At 36.7% G+C, this 25,717-nt stretch carries 17 protein-coding genes and 1 tRNA gene; 13 read left to right on the top strand and 5 right to left on the bottom strand.

Annotation, left to right across the window (positions count from 1 at the left end):
• Positions 1-100 precede the first annotated feature (100 nt).
• The 3 genes from dnaE (at position 101) to BST93_RS03400 (ending at position 5,977) form a co-directional block, all read left to right on the top strand.
• Positions 101-4,447, top strand: coding sequence for a DNA polymerase III subunit alpha (gene dnaE / locus BST93_RS03410; RefSeq protein WP_105018078.1), 4,347 nt, complete (start codon positions 101-103; stop codon positions 4,445-4,447).
• 108 nt (positions 4,448-4,555) lie between these two features.
• Positions 4,556-4,873: a thioredoxin gene (trxA, locus tag BST93_RS03405; protein ID WP_042279663.1), complete on the top strand. Its 318-nt coding sequence runs from the start codon at positions 4,556-4,558 to the stop codon at positions 4,871-4,873.
• A 174-nt stretch (positions 4,874-5,047) separates the two neighbouring features.
• The gene (locus tag BST93_RS03400; protein WP_105018077.1) at positions 5,048-5,977 is read left to right on the top strand and encodes a DUF58 domain-containing protein; all 930 of its coding nucleotides are present in this window, start codon (positions 5,048-5,050) and stop codon (positions 5,975-5,977) included.
• Between the two features lie 103 nt (positions 5,978-6,080).
• Here BST93_RS03400 and BST93_RS03395 read toward each other — a convergent pair whose 3' ends face one another.
• From BST93_RS03395 to porU, 5 genes are all read right to left on the bottom strand, one after another.
• The gene (locus tag BST93_RS03395) at positions 6,081-7,739 is read right to left on the bottom strand and encodes a pyruvate dehydrogenase complex dihydrolipoamide acetyltransferase (RefSeq protein WP_105018076.1); all 1,659 of its coding nucleotides are present in this window, start codon (positions 7,737-7,739) and stop codon (positions 6,081-6,083) included.
• 2 nt (positions 7,740-7,741) lie between these two features.
• Positions 7,742-8,740 (bottom strand): pyruvate dehydrogenase (acetyl-transferring) E1 component subunit alpha, encoded by a 999-nt coding sequence (pdhA, locus tag BST93_RS03390; RefSeq protein ID WP_105018075.1) that lies wholly within the window; start codon positions 8,738-8,740, stop codon positions 7,742-7,744.
• A 149-nt stretch (positions 8,741-8,889) separates the two neighbouring features.
• Positions 8,890-9,375: a cytidine deaminase gene (gene cdd, locus BST93_RS03385; protein ID WP_060523808.1), complete on the bottom strand. Its 486-nt coding sequence runs from the start codon at positions 9,373-9,375 to the stop codon at positions 8,890-8,892.
• On the bottom strand, positions 9,376-10,551 hold the full coding sequence (gene porV / locus BST93_RS03380; RefSeq protein WP_060523806.1) for a type IX secretion system outer membrane channel protein PorV: 1,176 nt from the start codon (positions 10,549-10,551) through the stop codon (positions 9,376-9,378).
• A gap of 43 nt (positions 10,552-10,594) precedes the next feature.
• Positions 10,595-14,443, bottom strand: a complete 3,849-nt coding sequence (gene porU / locus BST93_RS03375) for a type IX secretion system sortase PorU (RefSeq protein ID WP_105018074.1) — start codon at positions 14,441-14,443, stop codon at positions 10,595-10,597.
• A 198-nt stretch (positions 14,444-14,641) separates the two neighbouring features.
• Between porU and gldJ the strand changes: the two genes are divergently transcribed.
• From gldJ to BST93_RS03325, 10 genes are all read left to right on the top strand, one after another.
• Positions 14,642-16,336, top strand: a complete 1,695-nt coding sequence (gene gldJ, locus BST93_RS03370) for a gliding motility lipoprotein GldJ (RefSeq protein ID WP_060523801.1) — start codon at positions 14,642-14,644, stop codon at positions 16,334-16,336.
• A gap of 68 nt (positions 16,337-16,404) precedes the next feature.
• Positions 16,405-17,667 (top strand): UDP-N-acetylmuramoyl-tripeptide--D-alanyl-D-alanine ligase, encoded by a 1,263-nt coding sequence (locus BST93_RS03365; protein ID WP_105018073.1) that lies wholly within the window; start codon positions 16,405-16,407, stop codon positions 17,665-17,667.
• 54 nt (positions 17,668-17,721) lie between these two features.
• Positions 17,722-17,794 (top strand) — tRNA-Phe (locus tag BST93_RS03360).
• Between the two features lie 182 nt (positions 17,795-17,976).
• Complete coding sequence (locus tag BST93_RS03355; protein ID WP_105018072.1) at positions 17,977-18,708, top strand: type III pantothenate kinase; 732 nt, start codon at positions 17,977-17,979, stop codon at positions 18,706-18,708.
• Positions 18,701-19,957 (top strand): BamG family beta-barrel-assembly machinery protein, encoded by a 1,257-nt coding sequence (gene bamG / locus BST93_RS03350; RefSeq protein WP_258150471.1) that lies wholly within the window; start codon positions 18,701-18,703, stop codon positions 19,955-19,957. The genes BST93_RS03355 and bamG overlap by 8 nt, the downstream gene beginning before the upstream one ends.
• Before the next feature lie 19 nt (positions 19,958-19,976).
• Entirely contained in the window at positions 19,977-21,332 is a 1,356-nt protein-coding gene (locus BST93_RS03345) for a hypothetical protein (protein WP_042279647.1), read from the top strand.
• Positions 21,332-21,916 carry an LPS export ABC transporter periplasmic protein LptC gene (gene lptC / locus BST93_RS03340; RefSeq protein WP_105018071.1) on the top strand — a complete coding sequence of 195 codons (585 nt, stop codon included), beginning with the start codon at positions 21,332-21,334 and terminating at the stop codon, positions 21,914-21,916. Before BST93_RS03345 ends, lptC begins: the two co-directional genes overlap by 1 nt.
• Positions 21,917-21,918: 2 nt before the next feature.
• Positions 21,919-22,110, top strand: coding sequence for a hypothetical protein (locus BST93_RS03335; RefSeq protein ID WP_082586934.1), 192 nt, complete (start codon positions 21,919-21,921; stop codon positions 22,108-22,110).
• Positions 22,111-22,112: 2 nt separating this feature from the next.
• Positions 22,113-23,384: a hemolysin family protein gene (locus tag BST93_RS03330; protein ID WP_042279643.1), complete on the top strand. Its 1,272-nt coding sequence runs from the start codon at positions 22,113-22,115 to the stop codon at positions 23,382-23,384.
• Positions 23,385-23,591: 207 nt separating this feature from the next.
• Entirely contained in the window at positions 23,592-25,703 is a 2,112-nt protein-coding gene (locus BST93_RS03325) for a peptidylprolyl isomerase (RefSeq protein WP_105018070.1), read from the top strand.
• Positions 25,704-25,717 lie beyond the last annotated feature (14 nt).

Here is a 25,717-nt window from a genome sequence, read left to right as displayed (position 1 = left end):
TTTATATAACAAGTGTTGATTATCGATCAGATAGTCAGGTCTTTAATATAAAAGAGTTAACGCATTTTTACGCCACACAATTACCCTAGGAGAAGGATTTATGTACTTAATTTTTGATACTGAAACTACCGGTTTACCCAAACGATGGGACGCACCTATAACCGATACAGATAACTGGCCACGTGTAGTTCAAATTGCATGGCAGTTACATGATGAAATGGGTAATCTTATTGAACATGAAGATTATTTGATCAAACCTGATGGATTTGACATCCCATATGATTCAGAACGTGTACATGGAATATCGACACAACTAGCCCAAGAGCAAGGAATAGCGCTCGAGGAAATGCTAGAAAAATTCAATATTGCCCTATCAAAAACAAAATTTGTGGTAGGTCAAAACTTGAATTTTGACTTAATGGTTACTGGATCAGAGTTTGTGCGAGCACAAATAGCCAATCAGCTTCAAGAAATTCCAGTTCTAGATACCTGTACAGAACATACTGCACAGTTATGTCAAATTCCAGGTGGACGTGGAGGAAAGTTTAAACTTCCTACCCTTACCGAATTACATGAATTTTTATTTGGAGAACCATTTAGTGAAGCACACAATGCAACTGCCGATGTTGAGGCAACAACACGATGCTTCCTTGAACTGGTTAGAAAACAACAGTACACAAGGGAACAACTAGATGTTGAAGAGGATTATTTCCTTAGATTCAAACAAAGCAACCCATCTACTATCGCTCCTGTAGGATTAAAACATGTTAATCTACAAAAAGCAAGTGCTGCGCTTAAAAAGGATGAGGAACCTGTAGTATCCAATCAAGAAATAAAAGAAAATTTAGCTGAATTAAGTGATGCGCCCTTTGTTCATTTACACAATCACAGTCAATTTTCTATTCTACAATCAACAGCTAGTGTAAAAGACCTTGCCGAAGCTGCAGCAGCCAATAACATGACCGCTGTTGCCATGACCGATCATGCAAACATGATGGGTGCATTTCATTTTGTGAGAGCCATTCAAGCAGTAAATAAAACACTTGCAGATGGTGAAGAGGAGCGTGAACCGCTTAAGGCCATAATAGGTTGTGAATTTCAGGTTTGTGAAAACATGAATGACAAGTCTATTAAAGACAATGGATATCAAATCGTTATTCTTGCCAAGAATAAAAAGGGTTACCATAACCTTGCAAAACTTGCTAGTAAGGCTTTTACCGATGGGTTTTACTACGTACCGCGTATCGATAAAGAATTATTGCTTCAGTATAAGGACGACCTAATTGTGCTTACCGGTAACCTATACGGTGAGGTCCCTTCAAAAATTTTGAATATTGGTGAAAAGCAGGCTGAAGAAGCTCTGCTTTGGTGGAAACAAAACTTTGGCGATGACCTTTACATTGAGATTATGAGGCATGGTCAAGAGGATGAAACTAGAGCAAATCAAGTTTTAATTGCGCTTTCGCGAAAGCATGATATCAAAATAGTTGCAACCAATAACACGTACTACATCCACAAAGAAGATGCAAACGCTCACGATATCTTACTATGTGTAAGAGATGGAGAAAAACAATCTACACCTATAGGTCGTGGACGTGGTTACAGGTATGGTTTACCAAATAATCAATACTATTTTAAAAGCTCTGAAGAAATGAAAGAGCTTTTTAAAGACCTGCCAGATGCTATTCTTAATATCAAGGAAGTAATTGACAAAATTGAACCCTTTGAACTTGCTCGTGATGTATTATTACCTGCATTTGATATACCTGAACGTTTTATAGATCCCGATGATGCTACTAAGGGAACCAAAAATGGTGAGAACGCCTACTTAAGATTTCTTACCTATGAAGGAGCCAAAGAACGTTATGGAGAAGAATTAACTGACGACATCAAAGAACGATTAGATTTTGAACTTGATGTTATTGCCAAAACGGGTTACCCAGGTTATTTTCTTATTGTTTGGGATTTTATTAAAGCAGCAAGAGATATGGGCGTTGCCGTTGGGCCTGGACGTGGTAGTGCCGCAGGTAGTGCTGTGGCCTATTGTTTAAAAATTACCAATGTTGATCCCATACATTATGATTTACTTTTTGAGCGTTTCCTAAATCCAGATCGTGTATCAATGCCAGATATTGATATTGATTTTGATGATGAAAATCGATATAAAGTAATGGACTATGTTATTGAGAAATATGGTTCCAATCAAGTAGCCCAAATCATCACTTACGGTACGATGGCTGCAAAATCATCTATACGAGACACGGCTAGAGCACTGGATCTCCCGTTAATGGATGCTGATAGAGTAGCAAAGCTAATTCCTGATTTTGCCAAGCTTAAAAAAATGTTTGCTCTCGAGGAAAAAGAAATAGGCTCTAAATTTAGAGGAGAAGACGCTGACAATGTAAGGGAATTGTTACAGTTATCAGAAGGAAATGACCTTACTGCAGACACTATACAAAAAGCTAGAATTCTAGAAGGTTCAGTACGTAATACAGGTGTTCATGCTTGTGGTGTCATAATTACTCCCGACGATCTAACCAATTTTGTCCCTGTAGCAACAGCAAAAAACTCGGATTTATATGTTACTCAATTTGATAACGAGGTAGTAGAAAGCGCCGGTTTGTTAAAAATGGACTTCCTAGGGCTTAAAACCTTATCCCAAATAAAAGATACGGTGGCCATTATAAAGGAGCGACATGGAATTGAAATTGATATTGAGGCCATACCACTAGACGATCCAAAGACCTACGAATTATTTCAACGTGGAGAAACCACAGGTATCTTTCAATATGAAAGTGTGGGAATGCAAAAATATATGAGAGAATTGAAGCCTACTCAATTCCCTGATCTTATTGCAATGAACGCCCTTTATCGACCAGGTCCTTTGGAGTATATTCCAGAATTTATTGCTCGTAAACACGGTGATAAAGAAATCGTTTATGACCTAGAAGCGTGTGAGGAATACCTAGCAGAAACCTATGGAATTACAGTTTATCAAGAGCAGGTGATGCTCCTGTCACAAAAACTAGCTAATTTCTCAAAAGGTGATGCCGATGTCCTGCGCAAAGCAATGGGTAAAAAGCAAATGGCTACATTGATGAAGATGAAGCCTAAATTTCTAGATGCCGGAGAAAAAAATGGACACGATAGAGAAGTTCTAGAAAAGATATGGAAAGATTGGGAAGCATTTGCCTCTTACGCATTTAATAAATCGCATTCCACCTGCTATGCCTGGATTGCTTATCAAACAGCTTACCTCAAAGCCAATTATCCAGCAGAATTTATGGCAGCGACGCTATCCAATAATATGAATAATATTAAGGATGTGACTAAGTTTATGGATGAGTGCAGACGTATGGGGCTAGACGTTTTGGGACCCGATGTCAATGAATCTAATTACAAATTTACCGTGAATAAGGAAGGTGCTGTACGATTTGGTATGGGTGCGGTAAAAGGATTAGGTCATGGCGCTGTAATGACAATCATCGAAAACCGAAAAGACGGACCCTACAAAAGCATCTTTGATTTAGGTAAACGCATAGACTTGAGAGCTGCTAACAAAAAATCATTTGAAGCACTAGCTCTAAGCGGAGGTTTTGATAGCCTAGGTGGTGAAAACAGATCATTATACTTTCATGCAGCAGACAATGGTCAAACATTTCTTGAGCAAGTAATCAAGTATGCTCAGAAGTACCAAGAAAATGAAAACAGCGCTCAAATGAGCATATTTGGCGAGGCAAGCGAGGTACAAATACCAGAGCCTATGTTGCCCGTGTGTGAAAGTTGGGGCACCATGGAAAAACTTAAAAGAGAAAAAGAAGTAGTAGGTATTTACATTTCTGGACATCCGCTTGATGATTATAAAAAAGAGATGCAATTTTTTTGCAACTCAAATTTAAATGCAATGAAAGTGTTACCTGAATTGGTAGGTAAAGAACTCACCTTTGCTGGTGTAATTTCTAGCGTTAGTCACATGATGAGTAAACAAAATAAACCATGGGGAATGTTTACCCTAGAGGATTATGATGAATCTCATGAATTTAGAATGTTTGGAGAAGAATATTTAAAATTCAGGCACTTCCTTATACCTAACACATTTGTTCATTGTAAAGTCACTGTACAGCAAGGATGGATTGATAAAAAAACAGGAAAGCCTCGCGATCCTAGGTTAAGTTTTATTCAAATGCAGCAACTGCAAGATGTGATGCAGCACGCAGCAAAAAATTTAACTTTAGAATTTAGCTTAAATGAGGTGTTAGAATCTAAGATTCAAACCTTGAAGAAAGTATTAGATAAGCACTCAGGAGAACAATTCTTGTATATAAATATTAGAGATCATGAAGAAAAAATTGCATTAGACATGACCTCGAGAATGCAAAAAGTAAGCGTGAATTCAGAATTATTAGACATGCTAGATAATCTAAATATCACGTACAAGGTTGGTTAATTGGCAGCTTATTATTTAAGTAGATACTAGTATAAGCAACTATAATAAGATAAGATAAATTACGGCCTTACTTTTGCTTAACTTTGTATGTAATAAAAAATTTAGAAAATGGCACTAGAAATAACAGATGCAAACTTTGAAGAAACAGTATTAAACAGCGATAAGCCAGTAATGGTAGATTTTTGGGCAGCATGGTGTGGCCCATGTCGCATGGTTGGACCTATCATCGATGAGCTATCAAATGAGTATGATGGAAAAGCTGTTGTAGGTAAAATTGATGTTGATGCAAATCAAGAGTTTGCTGCAAAATATGGCGTACGTAATATCCCAACTGTACTAGTTTTTAAAAACGGAGAAATCGTTGATCGCCAGGTAGGTGTTGCACAAAAAAGTGTTTATGCAGAGGCTATAGACAAGCAACTATAAGTAATTATACACTAAATAAAAAAGCCCATTCTATGCAAGAATGGGCTTTTTTATTTACATGAGTTTACTACAATATTTGTGTTTTAGTTCGCTTTCGCGAAAGCGTAATTTCAAATACATAACCACTTAACCCTTTTTACAGTTGGTTATAAAACGATTGACTATATTCACAATATGAATTTACAGCAAGAACTCAATAAAACTTCAGGATTTAAAAATCTCGCTTTACTTGCCAGTCAAGTAGTAGAAGGATATATAAGCGGTATGCATAAATCTCCTTTTCACGGTTTTAGTGCAGAGTTTGCTGAGCACAAAATTTACAATCCAGGAGAAAGCACAAGACATATCGACTGGAAACTTTATGCCAAAACAGATAAATTATATACCAAACGATTTGATGAGGAAACTAATTTAAGATGTCATTTAATTGTAGATAATAGTCCTAGCATGCATTATCCACTTATCAAAGATTTTTCTCTTACGTCCTTAAATAAAATAGCATATTCCTCTCTAGCCTGTGCTGCAATTATGAACGTACTTAAAAAACAGCGCGATGCTGTAGGATTAAGTATTTATTCAGACAGTTATGAATACTATGCACCTGAAAAAGGTAGTGATCGTCACCATAACATGCTTTTAGATATATTAGGAAAAACATGTGTGCAACAACCATCAGGATCGGGAACCGACACTTATAAGTATCTTCACGAAATAGCAGAGAAAATTAAGCGCCGATCGCTCATTTTTTTATTTACCGATATGTTTCAGGGTGACACGCATGAAAATGAACTTTTTGAAGCACTCAGACACCTTAAATACAACAAGCACGATGTTGTACTTTTTCACACCTTTGATAGTACTACCGAGCTAAATTTTGATTTTCCAAATACTCCTAGCCGATTTGTAGATGTTGAAACAGGAGACCACATTAATCTTTATGCCGATAATATTAAAGAGGATTACAAAAAGGCGATTCAAGAGTATTTTAGTAGACTAAGAGTGCGCTGTGGACAAAACCGAATTAAATACATGCCTGTAGACATCAAAAAAAGCTTTGACGTAGTACTTACAACCTTTTTACTCGAAAGGCAATTATTTAAATAAATCTAACTACTAGACATATCTCGAGATAGATAGTAGTTGTTGCAATAAAAAACGCCAGTTCTAGCAAGAACTGGCGCTCATATAGCTCATCAATAATTAAACGCTATACGTACATAACGATAGGGTTTTCCATGTATTGTTTAAATGTTTGTAAGAATGCAGCTCCTGTTGCACCATCAACTGTACGGTGATCACAAGCTAAAGTGATTTTCATAGTATTACCAACTACAATCTGACCGTTCTTAACCACTGGTTTTTGAACGATAGTACCTACTGACATGATAGCACTGTTAGGCTGATTGATTATAGAAGTAAATTCTGTAATACCAAACATTCCAAGATTTGAAATAGTAAAAGTACTACCTTCCATTTCCTTAGGTTGTAATTTTTTATTACGGGCTTTAACAGCTAGCTCTTTTACTTTTGCACCTATTTGTTGCATACTCATTTGATCTGCAAACGGTAACACTGGAACCAGTAAACCATCATCAACGGCAACAGCAACTCCTACATGAATGTGCTTCGCCTGAATGGTATTTTTATCTGTCCATTGAGTATTCACCTGTGGATGTTTTCTCAATGCCATTGCAGCTGCTTTAATAACCATATCATTAAAACTCACCTTAGTATCTGGCAACTCATTAATTGCCTTTCTACTTGCAATAGCATTATCCATATCTAGTTCAATTCCTAGATAATAGTGTGGTGCTGTAAATTTGGACTGGCTCAAACGTTTTGCGATGGTCTTGCGCATTTGAGAATTTGCCATTTCAACAAATGTCTCTTCTCCAACAGCTTGAAAAGCAGGTTGAGAGGCACCTGTAGAAGTTCCAGGAGTAAAACTTTCTATATCCTTTTTAATGATACGACCATTTTCTCCAGAACCTTGAACCTGCGACAAGTCGATTCCCTTATCCTGAGCCATCTTCTTTGCTAGTGGCGATGCAAAAACACGGCCTGTATTGCTACTAGAAGTTGAGTTACTTGAATTAGAATTAGAAACAGTCTTTGTTTCTTCCTTCTTAGGCTCTTGCTTTTTTGGTTGAGATTTTGGTTCTTCTTTGGCCGGTGCTTCTTTTTTCTCTTCCTTCTTTTTTGAAGAATTAGAAGTCCCATCTAAGGATACATTGGAAACATCTGTTCCTTCAGGACCAATGATAGCTAACAAAGCGTCTACAGCAGCAGTTTCTCCTTCTTGTATACCAATTTTAAGAAGAGTTCCACTATGAAAAGACTCAAACTCCATGGTAGCCTTATCTGTTTCAATTTCTGCAAGGATATCACCTTCTTCAACTTGATCACCTTCTTTTTTCAACCAGCTTGCAACTGTACCTTCTTCCATGGTATCACTCAATCGCGGCATAGTAATAATTTCCACTCCATCAGGTAAATCATTAGAATCATCGGTTGAAGATGAAGCTTCATCGCTCTTATCTTCATTTGAATCTTGAGTATTAGAAGAATCTTCGTTTTCTGTATTGGATGAATCGCCAGCGCCATCTAGTAAAGCTTGAATATCCTCACCTTCTTCACCGATTATACATAAAAGCGAATCAACTGGTGCGGTTTCACCTTCTTGAACACCTATGTGTAATAAGGTACCACTTTGAAATGATTCAAATTCCATGGTAGCCTTGTCTGTTTCAATTTCTGCTAGAATATCACCTTCTTCAACTTGATCACCTACTTGCTTAAGCCACGCTGCCACAACACCTTCTTCCATGGTGTCGCTTAATCTTGGCATGTTTACAATTTCTGCCATAATTATAATTTTGCTGGTAAAAATGGATAGTCTTCTTGCTCGTATACTGAATCAAACATCACACTCTTTTCTGGCCAAGGTGACTCTTCGGCAAACTTTTCACATTCTGCAACACGCTCTTTCACGCGCTTGTCCATTGATTTTATTTCATCCTCACTCACACCGTGCTCTTCTATTAAACGATCTTTCACCTGCGTAATAGGATCAATTTTTTGATATTCGGCTACCTCATCTTTCGTACGGTACTTTTGAGCATCACTCATTGAGTGACCGCGGTATCGGTACGTTTTTAATTCAAGGAAAGTAGGTCCACCGCCAGATCTTGCTCGCTCAATAGCCTCATGCATCGCTTCAGCTACTTTTTCTGGATTCATCGCGTCTACCGGTCCACATGGCATTTCATATCCTAATCCTAATTTCCAGATATCAGTATGATTAGCACTGCGCTCTACACTGGTCCCCATGGCATAACCATTGTTTTCTACACAAAAAACAACTGGTAATTTCCAAAGCATCGCTAGGTTAAATGTCTCGTGAAGAGAACCTTGACGTGCTGCACCATCACCAAAAAAAGTAAGTGTTACTGCGTCATGATTGTTGTACTTATCTCCAAAAGCCATTCCAGCTCCTAGAGGGATTTGTCCTCCTACGATACCATGACCTCCAAAGAAATTATGTTCTGGTGAAAATATGTGCATGGATCCACCTAATCCTTGAGAGGTTCCAGTAGCCTTTCCATACAATTCGGCCATTACTTTTTTGGGATCTACACCTAATCCTATAGGTTGAACGTGGTTACGGTAAGCGGTAATCATACGATCCTTACCTAATTCCATAGCGTGTAAACATCCTGCAAGAATAGCTTCTTGACCGTTGTACAGGTGTAAAAACCCACGTACCTTTTGTTGGATGTAAACTTGTGCAAGTTTGTCCTCAAACTTTCTCCAGAAAAGCATTTCCTCGTACCAGTTGAGTAATACTTCTTTAGTAACTTTTTTCATTTACGTTGTCTTTGTTAGTGCGCTTTCGCGAAAGCGTAATCAAGATTCAACCTTTATTTAAGGCTACTACCTTTTATAAAAGCGAAAACAAAAATAGAGATAAAATGCCTAACCAAAAACCCATAACGACGTTAAAAACATCGCAAACGTTATAGGTAATTTTTATCAAAGCTTAAAGGAAGTAACGATTCCATTGAACTGGCCTTAACTACCTTACCGCCAGTACCCATGAAATATATCTCAATTCCATTTTCTTGACGTTTCTCATATTCACTAATTACTTGCCTACAAGCACCGCATGGTGGTACTGGTTTAAAGAAATCTGAAGACATGGGACCAGCTGTTAAAGCCATTTTTTTAACCGGCACACCGGGATATTGAGAACCTGCATAGAAAAGGGCTACACGCTCTGCACACAAACCACTAGGATAAGCAGCATTTTCTTGATTGTTCCCAGTGACTATTTCATTATTTTCTAATAAAATAGCGCAACCTACTGCAAATTCAGAATAAGGAGCATAAGCCCTAGAACGTGCTTTGACAGCGTGTTCCATCAATAAAAAATCCTCAGAAGCTAGCTCCTGAAGATTTTCATAAACCTCTAATGAGGTCGATATATTTAATTTCTTACTCATCTACCACTCATCAAATTCATCTCCAAAATTGAAGGTAAGACCGAATCTTAATGTTCCTTCTAGTGGACTTTGCACGCGACTTGTCGAGAACAAGTAAGACAGGTCAATTCCTATTTCAGAGAATTTAAATCCTGCACCTAGAGCTAAGAATTTACGCGCTCCTTTGTCATCTGCCTCGTTAAAATAACCGGTACGTAATGCAAATGCATCGTTGTATGTATATTCTGCCCCTATTGCCCATGTAAACTCTCTAAGCTCTTCTTCAAAACCACCTGGTGCATCACCAAATGACTGAAACATACCAGTAATGAAAGAAACATCGTCGTCTTGTCCAGAAATAATCTCTCTAGGAATACCATCTCCATCAGCATCACCATCTTCTCTAATCGGTGGTGTAGGAACTAATAATTTATTTACTTCGGCCATCACGGATACTTTACTAAAACCATCGTTTAAGATAAAGTCAAATCCACCACCTAAAGCTAAATTTGTTGGGATGAAGTTTTCTTGACCACCTTGATCGTAGGAAACTTTAGGACCTATATTACTTATATTGAATCCTCCACGCCAGCGACCATTAAAATCTGTGTAAGCTATTTCTTCACTTTGGTAATAACCACTAATATCAACACCAAAACTATTTGCAGCACTAGCATCATTATCTACTCCTTGTATTCTTAAATCAGAACGTAGGTAGCGACCTGTTACTGCCATAGAAAACTGTTCTGACAGCTTAAGTGCATAAGTACCATCAATAATAAATTCGTTGGGATTTTCCTCTCTTCCAGGATCATTAGGATCCTGTCTTAGGGTAATTGAACCTAAACTGAAATACCTTAGACTTCCTGAAAAAGCGCTGTATTCATTGAGTCGTTGAGCATATACTAACTGAGCTATTGCTATATCATCAACTAAATTACCTAAATAAGGTGTATAAGCAACACCTAGTTTATGCTCTCTTTCTATGAAAGCATATTTAGCTGGATTCCATTGCTGTGACCAAGCATCTGGACTAGTTGCTACTCCCATATCGCCTAATCCAGCTGCGCGTGGATCACCGGCAATTCTTAAAAATGGTAAAGCTGTTGTGATTACTCGAGTATCGTTCTCTTGTGCGCTTGTTGTGCTGGGTAATGCAAAATAAAACGCAACAAAAACTAGAAAAATTTTTTTCATCAAATACTTTTTGTGAAAGGCAAATATAGCCTATTCATTCTATTTAAATTAAGACCAGTTTCTCTATTTTACTGGCAGACTGATTAGTTAACGTGGAATTTACCGTAATCTTATAAATATACACCCCTTTTCCTAAACGTTGACCAAAATCATCTCGTCCATCCCATGTTATTTCTCGTGAGGTAAATCCAGATGTTGTAATGGTTTGATTTTTGGTCCAAACTACTTTTCCTGTAACGGTTAAAACTTGAACTTGAACATCCAGCGGCTCAAACGGTCTATTATGATTGAACCAAAATTCTGTATAATTAGTAAAGGGATTAGGGTAATTTAAAACTCTAGTAAGCTCAATTCCTTCATTTTCTGACACTAAGAATTGAATTTCTTCACATACAGAATTATTATAAACATCCCAAGCACAAACCTCAAGTGTATGCAATCCTGGCTCTATATCTCGTAAAGGAAAATACACTTGACCACTTGTGAAACTATCAACATCGGCCTCGTAGTAATCATTTAAGATAAAAGGATTAGCATCATCTCCATCTAACACTGCGGTGATATCATGACCTATCCCACTGCTGGTATTAATTCCACTATCATCACTTAAAAGAGCGAGGAGAAATGGATTAGAATCCGTGACACCACCATTGACAAAGTTTGTGTCATTCATATACAATTGCATTTGTGGTGGCATGTCGTCATTTGCGGCATTTGGATTTATACCACCAATTTGAACATCGAGAGAGTAACCATTTTGATCTTCTAGAATAGTTGACCTTTTTGAATAAAAGGAAACTCTACCAGAACCAACTGGTATTTGAGTATCTCTAGGCAAAATAAACTCAATATCAAAAACACCATTTTCCACCGTCGCTTGACCTCTAAACAAGACTTCTCCTTGTTCCGTAAAAGGGAGAATAATTAAATTTCCAGGGGAAGATTCTATATTATCATTAGCATTTGTAACCCTATCAATCAACTTATCAAATACCGTTACAGAAACAGTACCATTATAGTTATTGATTCGAGCTCCTGCAATGTCCTGAACCTCACCACTTAGTGTAACCCTATCTAAAGCTCGTAAGGTTGAAGTAGGACCAGAAACCGGCACACCGTTAACTGCGGTAAGAATCACTTGAGGTTTTGGAGAGGCTAGTTTTAACGCTGGATCTCCTACAAAGGCGACAACTCTTGCTCCAGTTAAACTACCAAAGGCAGGATCTACCTTGGCTCTTCTCAACGCCTCTGCCATGCTTACCTGCACCGTATTATTGTAATCATACAAATATTGATCGAGTACCTCGTTCAACCTTGTACCTGCACTAATTAAAATAAGTCTATTTGTCGCAACCGAGGCGATTACGCCACCATTAGGGTTAAGGTATATCACCTCTCCACCACTTTCTCGCAGTGGATTATCAAATCTAGTAAACTCACAAGTCACACTTATGAATAAAGGTAAATTATTAGGATTCCTATAATCCCTAGCAGAATTTTGAGTAATAACAAACTCACGAGCAAGTCCATCTTCATTTCCATGCCCAAAATAATTAACTACCAAAGAACCTCTTTCAAAAGCATCTTCTATATTAGATACAGCTGCAGGATACCTAGGACCACCAGCATTGTTAACCTGAATATAACTATCGAGTAAAATTTTATCAACGTTTAAGTCTGGCCTATTTGTGGCAATTTCAGTCGCTAATTGATTAACGCTTTCTTGTAGAACTCTATCACCTAATTCATCAACATCATCTGCAATTAACGTCACCCTGTTTCTCCAAGGATCAAATGCAGGTTCTTGTTGATAGGAAATTACTTTATCTACCATTTCACGTGCTTCTGTAAGATCACTTACAATCATTCTTCCTACAGCAATATCAGGCAATCCTCCATTTACACCAACATTACCTTCATTATCGTCCATTAAAACAAAAAAATCATCTAGCGCATAGCTGGTGATTAACGACACACTGGACTCACTCAAATAAATGGGAACAATATTATCTCTAACACTTATTCTATCCTTATAATCATAACTGGCATCACCAAAAAGATTTACAAATTGTAATCTATTTGCTGGTGACGATGCATTATCATAAACATACTTGATGAAATTTCTTATAGCAGAAATATCCTGCATTCCATTAGAAAACTCATCATAAATCGCCTGAAGAGTAACAACCTTTGTATTTAAATTATTCTCTAGGATATGGAAGTTAGCTAATCTATCTGCCTGAGATTTTAAAAACTGCGGAGTAATAATTAAGTAATCTATATCTTTAAAAGTACCTGCATTGTCTAAAAAAACTGTTCCTTTAAGGTTACTATTTTGTACTCTAGACTCATTCATTCTAATAACCGGGAAATAATCCCCATCCTCAACAACAACAAATTGACGTGGTGACCCTAATGAAGATTTAAAAGAAAAAGTTGATTGATTATTTGAATTGACAATTCTAGTGGTGTTAAATGGATCTGTAATATCCCAGATTTCGTTTATAGTAGCTGCATTAGATATCTGATATTCTCCAATACCGGTGTTGGTTGAAGCGTCAGTGTTTTGAAAAACGAACTGTTCACCAGTACCTTGCAATAAAGTAGGTACGTTTAACCTTATATAATTCAAAAACCCACGAGCTCCTGGATTGCCACCATTATCAAAAGATAAATCTATAATAGCTGTTCCACTCATCGGATTAAAACTTGAATTAAAAGTAGCGGTTCTTCCAGCAAAAATATTTGAACGCTGACCACCAATAACTAAGCCCGTTAAATTACTCGTCCCAATTACAGAATTGTTATAAGAAATCTCAAACGAAACAGGAGTATCAGATATAGATGCTGTTTTGACAATAACCCTGGCATCTCTAGCCGTGTTTACATTATCCAGGTCAAATTCGAAGCTTTGATCTGGTTCAAATGAAAATCTCTCACCATACCATGTCCTACCTAAAGCTGCGATATTGCGTTCATCCACCTCATGGTGATAAACCTTATCATAATCTGTATAAGTTACAGTAACATTCCCGGTAGGCTGTATAGCACTTAAAATCCTTTTTCCAGGATTACCTTGAGCTGTGATGTAATAAATAGACTCGTCGGAGTATGGATTGATAAAACTATCATTTTCCTCAACATATTCAGTATCACTCGCTGTAGCATAAAATAAAATTTCATCACCCGAATCAAAACTTCCATCAGATTCACCAATTACTCTTATAGGAATCTCCGCAGGATCGTAATATAAATTTTCATTGTTAGCTAGTGGCAATGACCTTCCGCCCTGACCGTAAATTTTTAATCTAGATGGATCTATACTATTAACATCCATACCCAAACTAGATAAAAAACCTCTAGTAATTCTGTGAACACCTGTATTATTAACCTGAAACTTAAACCATTCCCCAGATGCTAATAAGGAATTACCATAGGTAGTATTTTTAGGCAATAAAGCAGCCGTTCTTTCTCTATAGGAAATTTGAAAACCTGTTACTTTGTAATAATTTGAACCTTCCTTTAAAATTACTGGAACTTTTAGTGTGGTATAATTACGCTTTCGCGAAAGCGAAGTTTCTAAAAAAACTTCAAATTGAGAAGGAAGCGTCAACGTCCTTAAAAAACCAACATTAGAATCGGGAATGACCGTTTTTTGTACAGAAACCACCTGTGCTGATCCTGGTTGAGCAAGCGGGATATCTATATAATTTTTGTGAAACACTAACCCGGTTTCAATTAAAGAGCAGTTATCTCCACAATATGGCATGACAATATCCTCGCCATTAATAGAATAAGTATAATTATCAATCCAAGTTAGTTGTTCATCGATATTTTGAGCTTTGGGCACAAAAAAACTTAGAATTAGTAAAATTAAAGAAAAGTGCTTCATCCGAATTTTAACGATAATGCGAGTTACATATTATTTACTTTGACCAACAATTTTTAAGATATCCATAAAATAAAAACAACTGGACGACGTTATTTAGGCTTTAACGACAAAAGTAACGCGATTTATTTCAATAATTCCTTTTGAATTAATATGAAGTTGTTATATTGCGGGACTATTTTCAAAAAGTATTCTTAAAAAATGAGAAAGTATTTTGCGGTTAAAGCGTTGTTCACAGCAGTAATAGCAGCCCTATTAGTAAGCTGTGGTGGTGGCGGTAATGAATACACTACAACATCCAGAGGAACAGGCTGGGACGTTACAGGTAAAAACGGTGGTTTTGAACTTAATACTAAATACAAGGAGCAGGCAACTGGACCTGGTTTAGTCTTTATTGAAGGAGGAACCTTTACCATGGGACGTGTGAAAGATGATCCAATGCACGACTGGAACAACACACCAAATCAACAACATGTTCAATCCTTCTACATTGATGAGACTGAAGTTACCAATGGTATGTATCTTGAGATGCTTGATTGGGTTAAAACTGTATTCCCACCAGAGGATGAGGAATACCGTAAAATATATGACGGTGTTGTGCCAGACACATTAGTATGGAGAAATCGTTTGGGATACAACGAAGAAATGACTAAAAACTACCTGCGCCATCCAGCATATCAAAACTATCCTGTAGTTGGAGTATCATGGGTACAAGCAGTAGAATATGCCGACTGGAGAACCGATCGTGTTAATGAATTAATATTAAATCAAGAAGGCTACACCGCAAAAGATGCCTTGGCTAATCAAGAAGCTGGGTCTACTTTCAATACTGAAACCTACTTAAACGCACCTACTCTAACTTATGGAGGAGATGATGAAAAATTAAGAGGTGGTAAGCGCTCGCAATCTTTAGAAAAAAAGAAAACAGCAAAGGCTGCTAAAGCTGGCGATGGAACTGGAGAAGCTAGTGGTTTATATGTAACAAGAAAAGATGGAATCATTTTACCAGCATATCGTCTACCTACAGAAGCAGAATGGGAATACGCAGCATTAGCTAACGTAGGAAACAGAGAATACAATGCTATTCGTGGTAGAAAAAAATACCCATGGGATGGTCAATATACACGTAGCGGAAAACGTACAACGCGTGGTGATCATTTAGCTAACTTTAAACAAGGTGACGGAGATTACGGTGGAGTTGCTGGATGGAGTGATGACGGAGCAGACATTACAGCACCGGTTAAATTTTACAGCCCTAATGACTTTGGAGTGTATGAAATGGCAGGTAATGTGTCGGAATGGGTTGCAGACGTTTATCGTCCTATAGTTGATGATGAATTTAACGATTTTAACTACTACAGAGGTAACCAATACACTAAAAACAAAATTGGACCAGACGGAATGATTGCTGTCGTATCAACTGACTCTATTCCTTATGACACATTGAGCAATGGAAAGACGATTGCAAGAGCACTTCCTGGTCAAATACAGCAACAACCAGTTGATGAAAATGAAACTTATTTAAGAACTAATTTTGATCGTAGTGACAATCGTGATTTCCGTGATGGAGACGCTCAATCTACTAAATATTTTGATAGTAAAGATGCCTTGAGAGATGCGAATAAGCGCATGTACAACTCACCACAGCACTCTGTAGAGGCTGATTCAATTGGAAAACTAGATCGCCAATATGATTCTTCAAACAGTAGAACTACCTTAATTAACAATCAAGTACGAGTTTACAAAGGTGGATCTTGGAGAGATAGAGCTTACTGGCTAGATCCAGCAACAAGAAGATTCTATCCACAAGATATGGCTAGTGACGACATCGGATTCCGTTGTGCTATGTCACGTGTTGGTTCTAAAGCTAAAAAGACTAAGAGAGCTAGAAACTAAATAGCACTTTACATAAATCTTTAAAGACCGCTTTTTAAGCGGTCTTTTTTTGTTTCTATATTTACATTATGATTGAAGAACTCTATAAAATATTCCTAGAAAGCACAGGAATAAGTACAGACACGAGAACAATTAAAGAAGGAAATTTGTTCTTTGCATTGTCTGGAGAAAATTTTGATGGAAACACCTATGCAACTAAAGCAATAGAATTAGGAGCCAAACACGCCATAGTAAGCGATAAAGCCATCAATGGCTCCTCTTTTACAGTAGTTGATGACGTTCTAAAAACACTGCAAGATCTAGCAAGACATCATCGACACCAGCTTAAATTTCCTATTATCGGTTTAACAGGAAGTAATGGTAAAACAACCACTAAGGAGCTTATTTTATCAGTTTTAAAGCAAGAATTCAAAGTAAAAGGGACAGAAGGAAACCTAAACAATCATATAGGAGTACCACTTACTTTGTTGAGCTTTTCTAACAACCTTCAAGCAGGAGTGGTAGAAATGGGCGCAAATCATCAAAAGGAAATTTCGTTTTTATGTGGTATTGCACAACCAGATTATGGTTTAATCACTAATTACGGCAAAGCACATTTAGAAGGGTTTGGCGGTATTGAAGGCGTTAAAAAGGGTAAATCAGAACTATACGATTACTTAAGAAGTGAAAGCAAAACAGCAATAATTGGTCGATGGGATCCAGAACAAATAAGCCGAAGCACAGGTGTAAATTCAATATTAACACCAGAAAACACAAGCTTGTATAAAACAGAACCTTTCATTCAATTCACCATAGATAATCAACTTATAAAAAGCCAACTTACAGGAACTTACAATTATAAGAACGCGGTATTTGCCTACACGATAGGAAAAGAGTTAGGAGTTTCACCAGAAAAGATTGTTAGAGGAATAGAATCATACCAACCATCCAATAACCGGTCTCAAGTAATTAAAATTAACTATACCAAAATTATACTTGATGCCTACAACGCAAATCCCTCTAGCATGATGGTAGCCTTAGACAACTTAATTAATCAAAAGGCTGATAGACGAATTGCCATTTTGGGAGACATGTTTGAATTAGGAAAATACTCAGAAGTAGAACACAATAAAATTGCTCAATACGCAGCGGACAGTGCTATCGACGAGGTTATTTTAATAGGGTCTAATTTCTCTAAAGTAAACATTGACAATATTCACACCTTCACAGATTATGATGGATTCATACAAAGCGCTCATTTAATTGAAACCAATCAATCAACTATTTTAATTAAAGGATCGAGAGGAATGGCTCTCGAAAGATTAATTGAAGATTTATTCAAAAAAAATTAAAAAACACTTTGCACATTGAATTAATTAATTAAATTTGCACCCGCTATACAGCATGGTACCTTAGCTCAGTTGGTAGAGCAAAGGACTGAAAATCCTTGTGTCCCTGGTTCGATTCCTGGAGGTACCACTTAAATCCCGAGTTTACTCGGGATTTTTTGTTTTAATAATCTTTGGATTGATTTAAATAATAATCGTTTTCTTACATTTCTTATAACTCGTTTATTTACTTAATTAATAACAGTTATATAACAATTACTAAGCTCTTGCTTCTCTTATATTTGCGTCAGTTTTTAAACCATAATTTCTTCTATGTTTATAGTAGATGCAGGTAACACCTCTATTAAAACAGCTGTAATAAAAGATGACAGCTTTATCCATATCCATAGATCAAGTCATGAAGAATTCCTTCATGATTTCTTGCAACTATCTGAATTATACAGTGATTTAAAAGAAATTGCATTTTGTAACGTCGGTTTTAAAGACAACACCATCGTTAATAAACTAAAACAAGCCTTTAAAGTTTTTGAAATTAACAATAAGATTAAGCTACCCTTTGAAAATAATTACCAAAGTTCTACACTCGGTAATGACAGAATCGCACTAGTAACTGGAGCTTTAACCTTAATTAACAAAGATCAAACAGCACTAATAATTGACCTAGGAACCTGTATCACATATGACTATGTCAATATCAAAAGACAATACTTAGGAGGCGCCATAAGTCCAGGTGTTAGACTAAGATACCAATCACTACATAATTATACTGCAAAACTCCCGTTATTACTGCAAAAGGTGCCAGAACACTTCGTGGGAAATTCAACAGAAAACAGCATTCATAGCGGTGTAGTAAATGGAGTTTCAAGAGAGTTAGATGGAGTTATAAATCAATACCAAGAAATGGATGAAAATTTACAAGTTTTCCTAACAGGTGGCGATGCTAGGTTGTTGGAGAAACAACTAAAAAGCCGTTTCTTTGTCCAGCCTGATTTAATGCTCAAAGGCATTTATCAATTATACATCTATAACAACACTTATGATTAGAAGTATCATCTTCGTGATTACAGTATTAAGCATCAATTGTGCGCTAGGTCAATCTCGTACTTCATCGCCATATTCATTTTTTGGATTAGGCCAACAAACCTTTAAAGGAACAATTGAAAACCGAAGCATGGGTGGACTACGCACTCACTTGGACAGTATTCATACTACCTTGAACAACCCAGCCACCTATGGTAAAATAAAACTAATTAACTATAGCGTAGGTTTATTACACACCGAGACGTGGGCATCAACAGAAAGTGAAAATGACACTTATGATTCTACATCTTTAGAATACTTGAATGTAAGTATACCTCTAGGAAACAATGCAAAAACAGGAATAGGATTTGGATTAGTTCCCTTTAAATCCGTTGGATATACCATCGGAGACCTAACTGATACGGAGTATTACAACTTCACAGGTGAAGGAAGCATTACCAGAGCTTACTTTGGAGTTGGACATGAGCTTACAAAGAATTTAAGTATTGGTGCAGAGTTAAGGTATAATTTTGGTCAAGAAACAAACAGCTCAAGTGTACTTACAAATCAAGTCCAGTTTGGCTCTAATGAGACAAACGAAACCGACTTTAGTGGATTAAGCTACAATTTAGCCTTACACTATGAAAAAAACATTGGCGATGAACACAGCTTGCAGGCAAGTATCGTTTACAGTCCAGAGAGCAAATTAGTAGCAAAAAGCACATCGGTGCTTGCTAATTTTTCATTTACCCCAGGAACAGGAGAAAGTTTATTTAACGCTCGCGATCCACAGGAAAATGAGGAAGACCTTACACTTCCTTCTGAATTAACTGTAGGATTGAATTATGGGAAATTACGCAGTTGGATGATTGGTGGAGAGTTTTCTATGCGAGGTGAGAGCAGCTTATCTAATCGCAGCTTCAGCCCAAATAACAGTTCATTCAAAGATGCCATCTCCTTAAGAGCAGGTGGTTATTACATACCAAACTTCAATAGTTTAACAAGTTACTGGCAACGTGTTACTTATAGATTTGGAGCTCGTTTTGAAGAAACAGGTCTTGTTCTTAATAATGAGGACATCAACGAGTTTGGCATATCTTTTGGAATGGGTTTACCTATAGGAGGCAATCGCTCTTTTTCAAATGCAAATATTGGACTTGAATTAGGACAGAGAGGAACAGAAAATGCCGGTCTTATAAAAGAAACATTTGCCAGCTTATCAATTAGTTTATCGTTAAACGATCGTTGGTTTATTAAAAGAAAGTACAATTAAGATTAGAACAATAAAAATTATGAAACTTAAAAACACCATTTTATTCAGCTTAGTTGTTTTGGGATTCGCTTTCGCGAAAGCGCAATCAGGAGACTGCAACACGATGCTTAGCATCTATGCCGAAAACGCTAAAGCAAAAAATTATGATGAAGCATACAAGCAATTAGGTCAGCTAGTACAGAACTGTCCAGATGCCAGCCCTGCTATTTATCAATACGGTGAAAGAATATACGAGCACAGATTGAAGAAAAAAATCGGTGATCAAAACGAGAACGTTAAAGGTTTAATGAACATGCTTGAAACTCAAATTAACAAGTATGCCGATAAAATTAACGTTACTAAGAAAAAAGTTGAACTAGGTCGAGTAATGTACAAGTACAAACAAGGTACTCAGTCTGATCAATTTAACTATTTAAATGAAACCTTTACAAGTGGAAAGGAAGACTTTACAGATCCTAATGGATTGATAACCTATTTCAAACTTGCTGAAAAGGAATATAAGGCAAACGCTCTTAACCTTGAAGACCTTTTTAATGTTTACGATGCACTAACAGAACATTTAGACAATGTTTCTAATGAGAGAAGTAAGATAGTATCTGAACTATTAGACAAGGAAGCAGAAGGAACAATTACAGAGGACGAAAAGAAAAACATAGAAAATCAAGAAAAAAACTTGAAAAACTATGGTATCGTAATGAAAAGTGTAAATGGTACTATTGGAAGTCTTGCAGACTGTGATAACTTAATCCCACTTTACTCAAAAGATTTTGATGCAAACAAATCAAACATGTCTTGGTTAAAGAATGTACTTGGAAGGTTACAAAAGAAAGATTGTACAGAAAGTGATTTATATGTAAATTCTGTAAAAGCTTTACACGAGTTACAACCTAGTGCAATGACTGCATATGGTTTAGGTAACATCGCAAAAACTAATGCTGAAAAACTGAAGTACTGGGATGAAGCTCTTTCACTAGGGATCGACCAGAAATATGTAGCAAATATTCACTACAAAAAAGCTGAACTTTTAAGAAAGCAAGGTTCTTTTGGTAAAGCAAAAAGAGAATATATTCTTGCTAATCAAGCAAAACCATCATTTGGATTACCATTCTTAAGAATCGCAGGTATGGTAGCGCAAAGTACAAACAGCTGTGGTAACACTCCTTTTGAAAAAAGAGCTGTTAACTGGATTGCAGCAAGATATGCAAACAAAGCAGCTAGTGTAGACCCTACTTTAAGATCTACTGCTGCCAAAGCAGCAGCTAGTTACAACGGTGTTGCTCCTAGCAATCAAGATATATTCTTAGCTGGTATGGCAGGTAAGAGAATCACCTTCAGCTGTTGGGTAGGTGAATCAGTAACCGTACCTACTCCTTAATGAGTATAAAACGAAACATATATTTTAAAGCAATCACGACAATTGTCGTGATTGCTTTTTTGGTTTCTTGTGAGGATAATCTCAAACAGGTGCGTAAAATGGAAACTAGCACCAACTCGCCTATAGGTGAGGTAACAAACATGGTCATTAAACATACGGACAGTACTCGATTAAAATTGAGCATTGCTGGTCCCGTTGCCTACGATTATTCAAACGACTCCTTCCCCTTTACAGAATTCCCAAATGGTGTAGAGGTTAAAGTGTATGAGTATACTAACAACCAGCAACAGGTTACTACCATAACCGCAAACAAGGCCTATCTTTACGACATAACTGATATGATTGACATGCAAGGCGATGTTACGATAATCACTCATGACGGTAATACCTTTAATGGTGACCAGTTATACTGGGATCAAAAAAATAAATGGGTTTTTACTCACGAGCCTTGGGAAACAAGACTAGTGAAAAACAGTGATGCGTCTAATTTAGGGAACACATCGGCGACCATGCTAGATGCTAGTGAAGATCTTAAAAAAGTAAATGCACGTAATCCTAACGACACGTTCATATCAAATCAATAATTATGAAAAAACTACTTAAATATTCCGTTTACATCTATTTAATCTTTGCTATCGTTTGTTTAATAACAGCAATTACAGAATGGAATGTAGAACGCAGCCGTGCCTACCTCATGCTTTTTATGGCAGCGGTAGCCCTGTTTATGTTTTTCTTCCGCAGGCGATTTATTCGTAGATTTGACGATCGCAATAAGTAAATATGATCAGCTCTATAGTGCTCATAGTAAGCATGCTCCTTCTCAGTGCTTTTTTCTCTGGAATGGAGATCGCTTATGTATCGTCCAACAAAATCCATATTGAACTTGAAAAACGTCAAGAGGATTTTTTAGGACGAGTATTACGCAATCTAACCGCACAGCCTTCTAAGTTTATAATCACCATGCTTATAGGCAATAGCATTGCCCTAGTAGTATATAGTATGCTTACAGGTGATTTAATTCTTGATCAAATTGCTCAATGGTATCCTGCTCTTTCAACAGGATTTCAAGGTTTGTTGCTACAAACTGTGATATCGACTATAGTAATCCTATTAACAGCTGAATTTTTACCCAAAGTATTTTTTCAAATTTACAGCAACGAGCTACTCAAATTCTTTTGTGTACCAGCCTATTTGTTTTATTTGATTTTCTGGCCTATTTCATGGTTTTGCATACAAATTTCAGACTTTTTTTTAAAAACCTTTTTTAAGTCAAATGGCGATCAATTACAACTTTCCTTCTCAAAAATTGAGCTAGGGAATTACATTACTGAGCAAATGGAAAGCGCTCAAGAACAAGAAGAAGTAGATTCTGAAATACAAATATTTCAAAACGCATTAGATTTTGGAGATCTAAAGGCCCGTGAAGTTATGGTACCACGTACCGAAATGATTGCCGTCCACAAGGACACCAGTATCAAAGAACTCAATAAAAAATTTGTTTCTACCGGACTTTCTAAAGTATTAATCCACGAAGACACTATTGATAATATCACAGGATATGTTCACAGCTTTGACCTCTTTAAATCACCAGATTCCATTGACCAAGTGTTACGTAAAGTTGTCAACGTCCCAGAAACTATGCTGGCAAAGGACGTACTCAACACGTTGATTAAAAGACATAAAAGTATTGCGATCGTTATAGATGAGTATGGTGGAACAAGTGGATTGATAACAGTAGAAGATATTGTAGAAGAACTATTTGGTGAAATTGAAGACGAGCACGATACCGATTCATTAATAGACACACAACTTACCGAAAACTCCTTTAAACTAAGTGCTAGATTAGAGGTAGATCAAGTTAATGAAAACTACAAATTAGATTTACCAGAAAGTGAGCAGTACGAGACTATTGGTGGACTTATAGTTAACACCACAGAAGGAATACCGGAAGAAGGAGATCATGTAACCATAGATCATTTCACTTTTACCATTTTGGAAAAATCAGATAATAAAATTGATTTGGTTCATCTAGAAGTAGGCGATTCAGAATAGCAGAAAAACTAGTCAACTACTGCTAACATTTTAGTTAAAAAACTTTCTTTTAGTAATTACGCTTTCGCGAAAGCGCACCTAACAACCTCACCATAAAACAATACTTTAATAGTTTGTATTAAAAACGACTGAGATAGCATACGTTTTCTATTTCATAATTTCAGGGAAAACCTTATTTTCGCCCTCATTACAAAAAGTTAAAGAACAATGGCGATATTACAACAGATCAGAAGCCGTGGCGTGATCTTAATATTAGTAATAGCACTGGCATTATTTGCCTTTATCGTGCAAGGAGCACTTACTTCAAGTGATCAAAAACAAGAAACATCAATCGGATATGTGGGCGATGTTGAAATCAATCAAACAGATTTTGCACAAAAAGTAGAAAACATGTCTCGTAATATGGGACCTAGTGGATCTACTGTACAAGCTGTAAATAGCGTGTGGAATTCTGAAGTGCGCAATGCCGTACTATCAGAACAAATGGAAGCAGCTGGTATTCAGGTAACCGATGCACAAGTAAGAGATCAAGTGCGTTCTTTCTATGAAAGCAATCCACAGTTTCAAAACGCTGATGGAACATTCAACGAAGGAGCTTTCAAAACTTATGAAGAAAGCTTTTTACAAAATGATCCACAAACTTGGAAAAACTACTTAAACGATGTACGATCAAATTTAAGGCAAGAGAAATTCTTTGAATTACTTAAGTCAGGATTTGTAGGTACAAATGCAGAGGCTAGAATGGATTATTTAATGGAAAATGAACAGCGTAGTTTTAACTATGTCCAAATTCCATACACAACTATCGCAGATAGCACAGTAGAAGTTTCAAAATCTGAGATTGAATCATACATAGCATCTCACTCTAAAGAGTTTCAAACAGAAGCACAAAGAGATCTTCAAATGGTCTTGTTTGCTGATGTAGCAAGCGATAGCGATAAGGAAGCTATAAAAAATGATTTAGCTAAACGTTTAAGAGCAGACTCAGTTTACAATAGTTCTAACGACAGTTTTACTAAAATCCCTGCATTCAACAATGCAAAGGATGTACAACAATACGTTAATCAGTATAGTGAACAAAGTTATTCTAGCGACTACCTGCTAGAAAGCCGTTTACCTACTGCTGTAAAACCAATTATATCACAAGAATTAGGCACTACTTTTGGTCCTTATGAAGATCGTGATATGATGAAGGTTTCTCTATTAGAAGACAAAAAATCTGTAATGGATAGCGTGCAAAACCGTCACATACTAGTTGCTTATCAAGGTGCTCAAAGAGCTGCTGCAAATATCACAAGATCCAAAGAAGAAGCAAAAGCTGTTGCTGACAGTATCTTTAACTTAATAGGTCAAAACAAAGGACGTTTTGATTCAAAATTTGAATATTTTGAAGAAAATACAAATATCGCTAAGGCTGAGGATATAGGTTGGGTAACCTACTCAGGTAACGCAAGAAACTTTGCAGAAGGTTTCAGAAATTTCCTTTATGACAATGACAAAGGAACTATTGGAATAGCAGAGTCTAGTTTTGGATACCACATCATCCGTATTGACGATACAGCAGCACCTGTAGATCTTTATAAAATTGCTAGTATCTCAAAAGCTGTTAAGCCTTCTAAAGCTACTACAAAAGCGATGAGAAAAGAAGCTATTAAGTTTCAACAAGCAGCAGTATCTGGTGACTTTACTGAAACTGCTAAAGAGTTTAAAAAGACTACTACTCCAGTAACCAGTATCAAGCCTATGGATGAAACATTACCATTGATTCAAAAGAATCGCGAGGTTGTTCGTTGGGCATTCAATGAAGAAACAGAGGTTGGAGATATGGAGAAATTTGACACTCCACAAGGAGTTGTAATTGTTAAAGTAACGCGTGCAAGTGAAGCAGGAAACATGTCTAGTGAAGAAGCAAGTGCTACGGTTACTCCTATACTACGTAATAAGAAGAAAGCAGAAATGATAATGGCTAAAATATCAAACAACGATATTAATGCTATTGCTAAGGCTCAAGGTCAATCAGTGCGTAGTGCAGCCTCAATCAATCGTAAAAATCCTACTATCCCGGGAGCTGGTCAGGAACCAGTTGTTGTAGGTACAGCGTTTGGTCTTTCAAAAGGTACTACTTCATCACCTATAGCAGGTGAAAAAGGAGTTTATGTAATTAACCTTACTGGTATTTCAGAAGCTCCAGAATTAGAAAACTTCACATCACAGGCCAAATTATTAGCTGATACAAATGCTAATCAAGCTAGCTCAAAATTAGTTGAAGCACTTAAGAAAAAAGTAGACATAGTTGACAATAGAAAGAATTTCTATTAGACTTTTTACCCTTA

It is taken from the genome of Nonlabens tegetincola (assembly GCF_002954355.1).
GTDB classification, from domain to species: Bacteria; Bacteroidota; Bacteroidia; order Flavobacteriales; family Flavobacteriaceae; genus Nonlabens; species Nonlabens tegetincola.
Note: the sequence above shows the minus strand (reverse complement) of the source record. Positions and strands in the feature narration are given on the sequence as shown.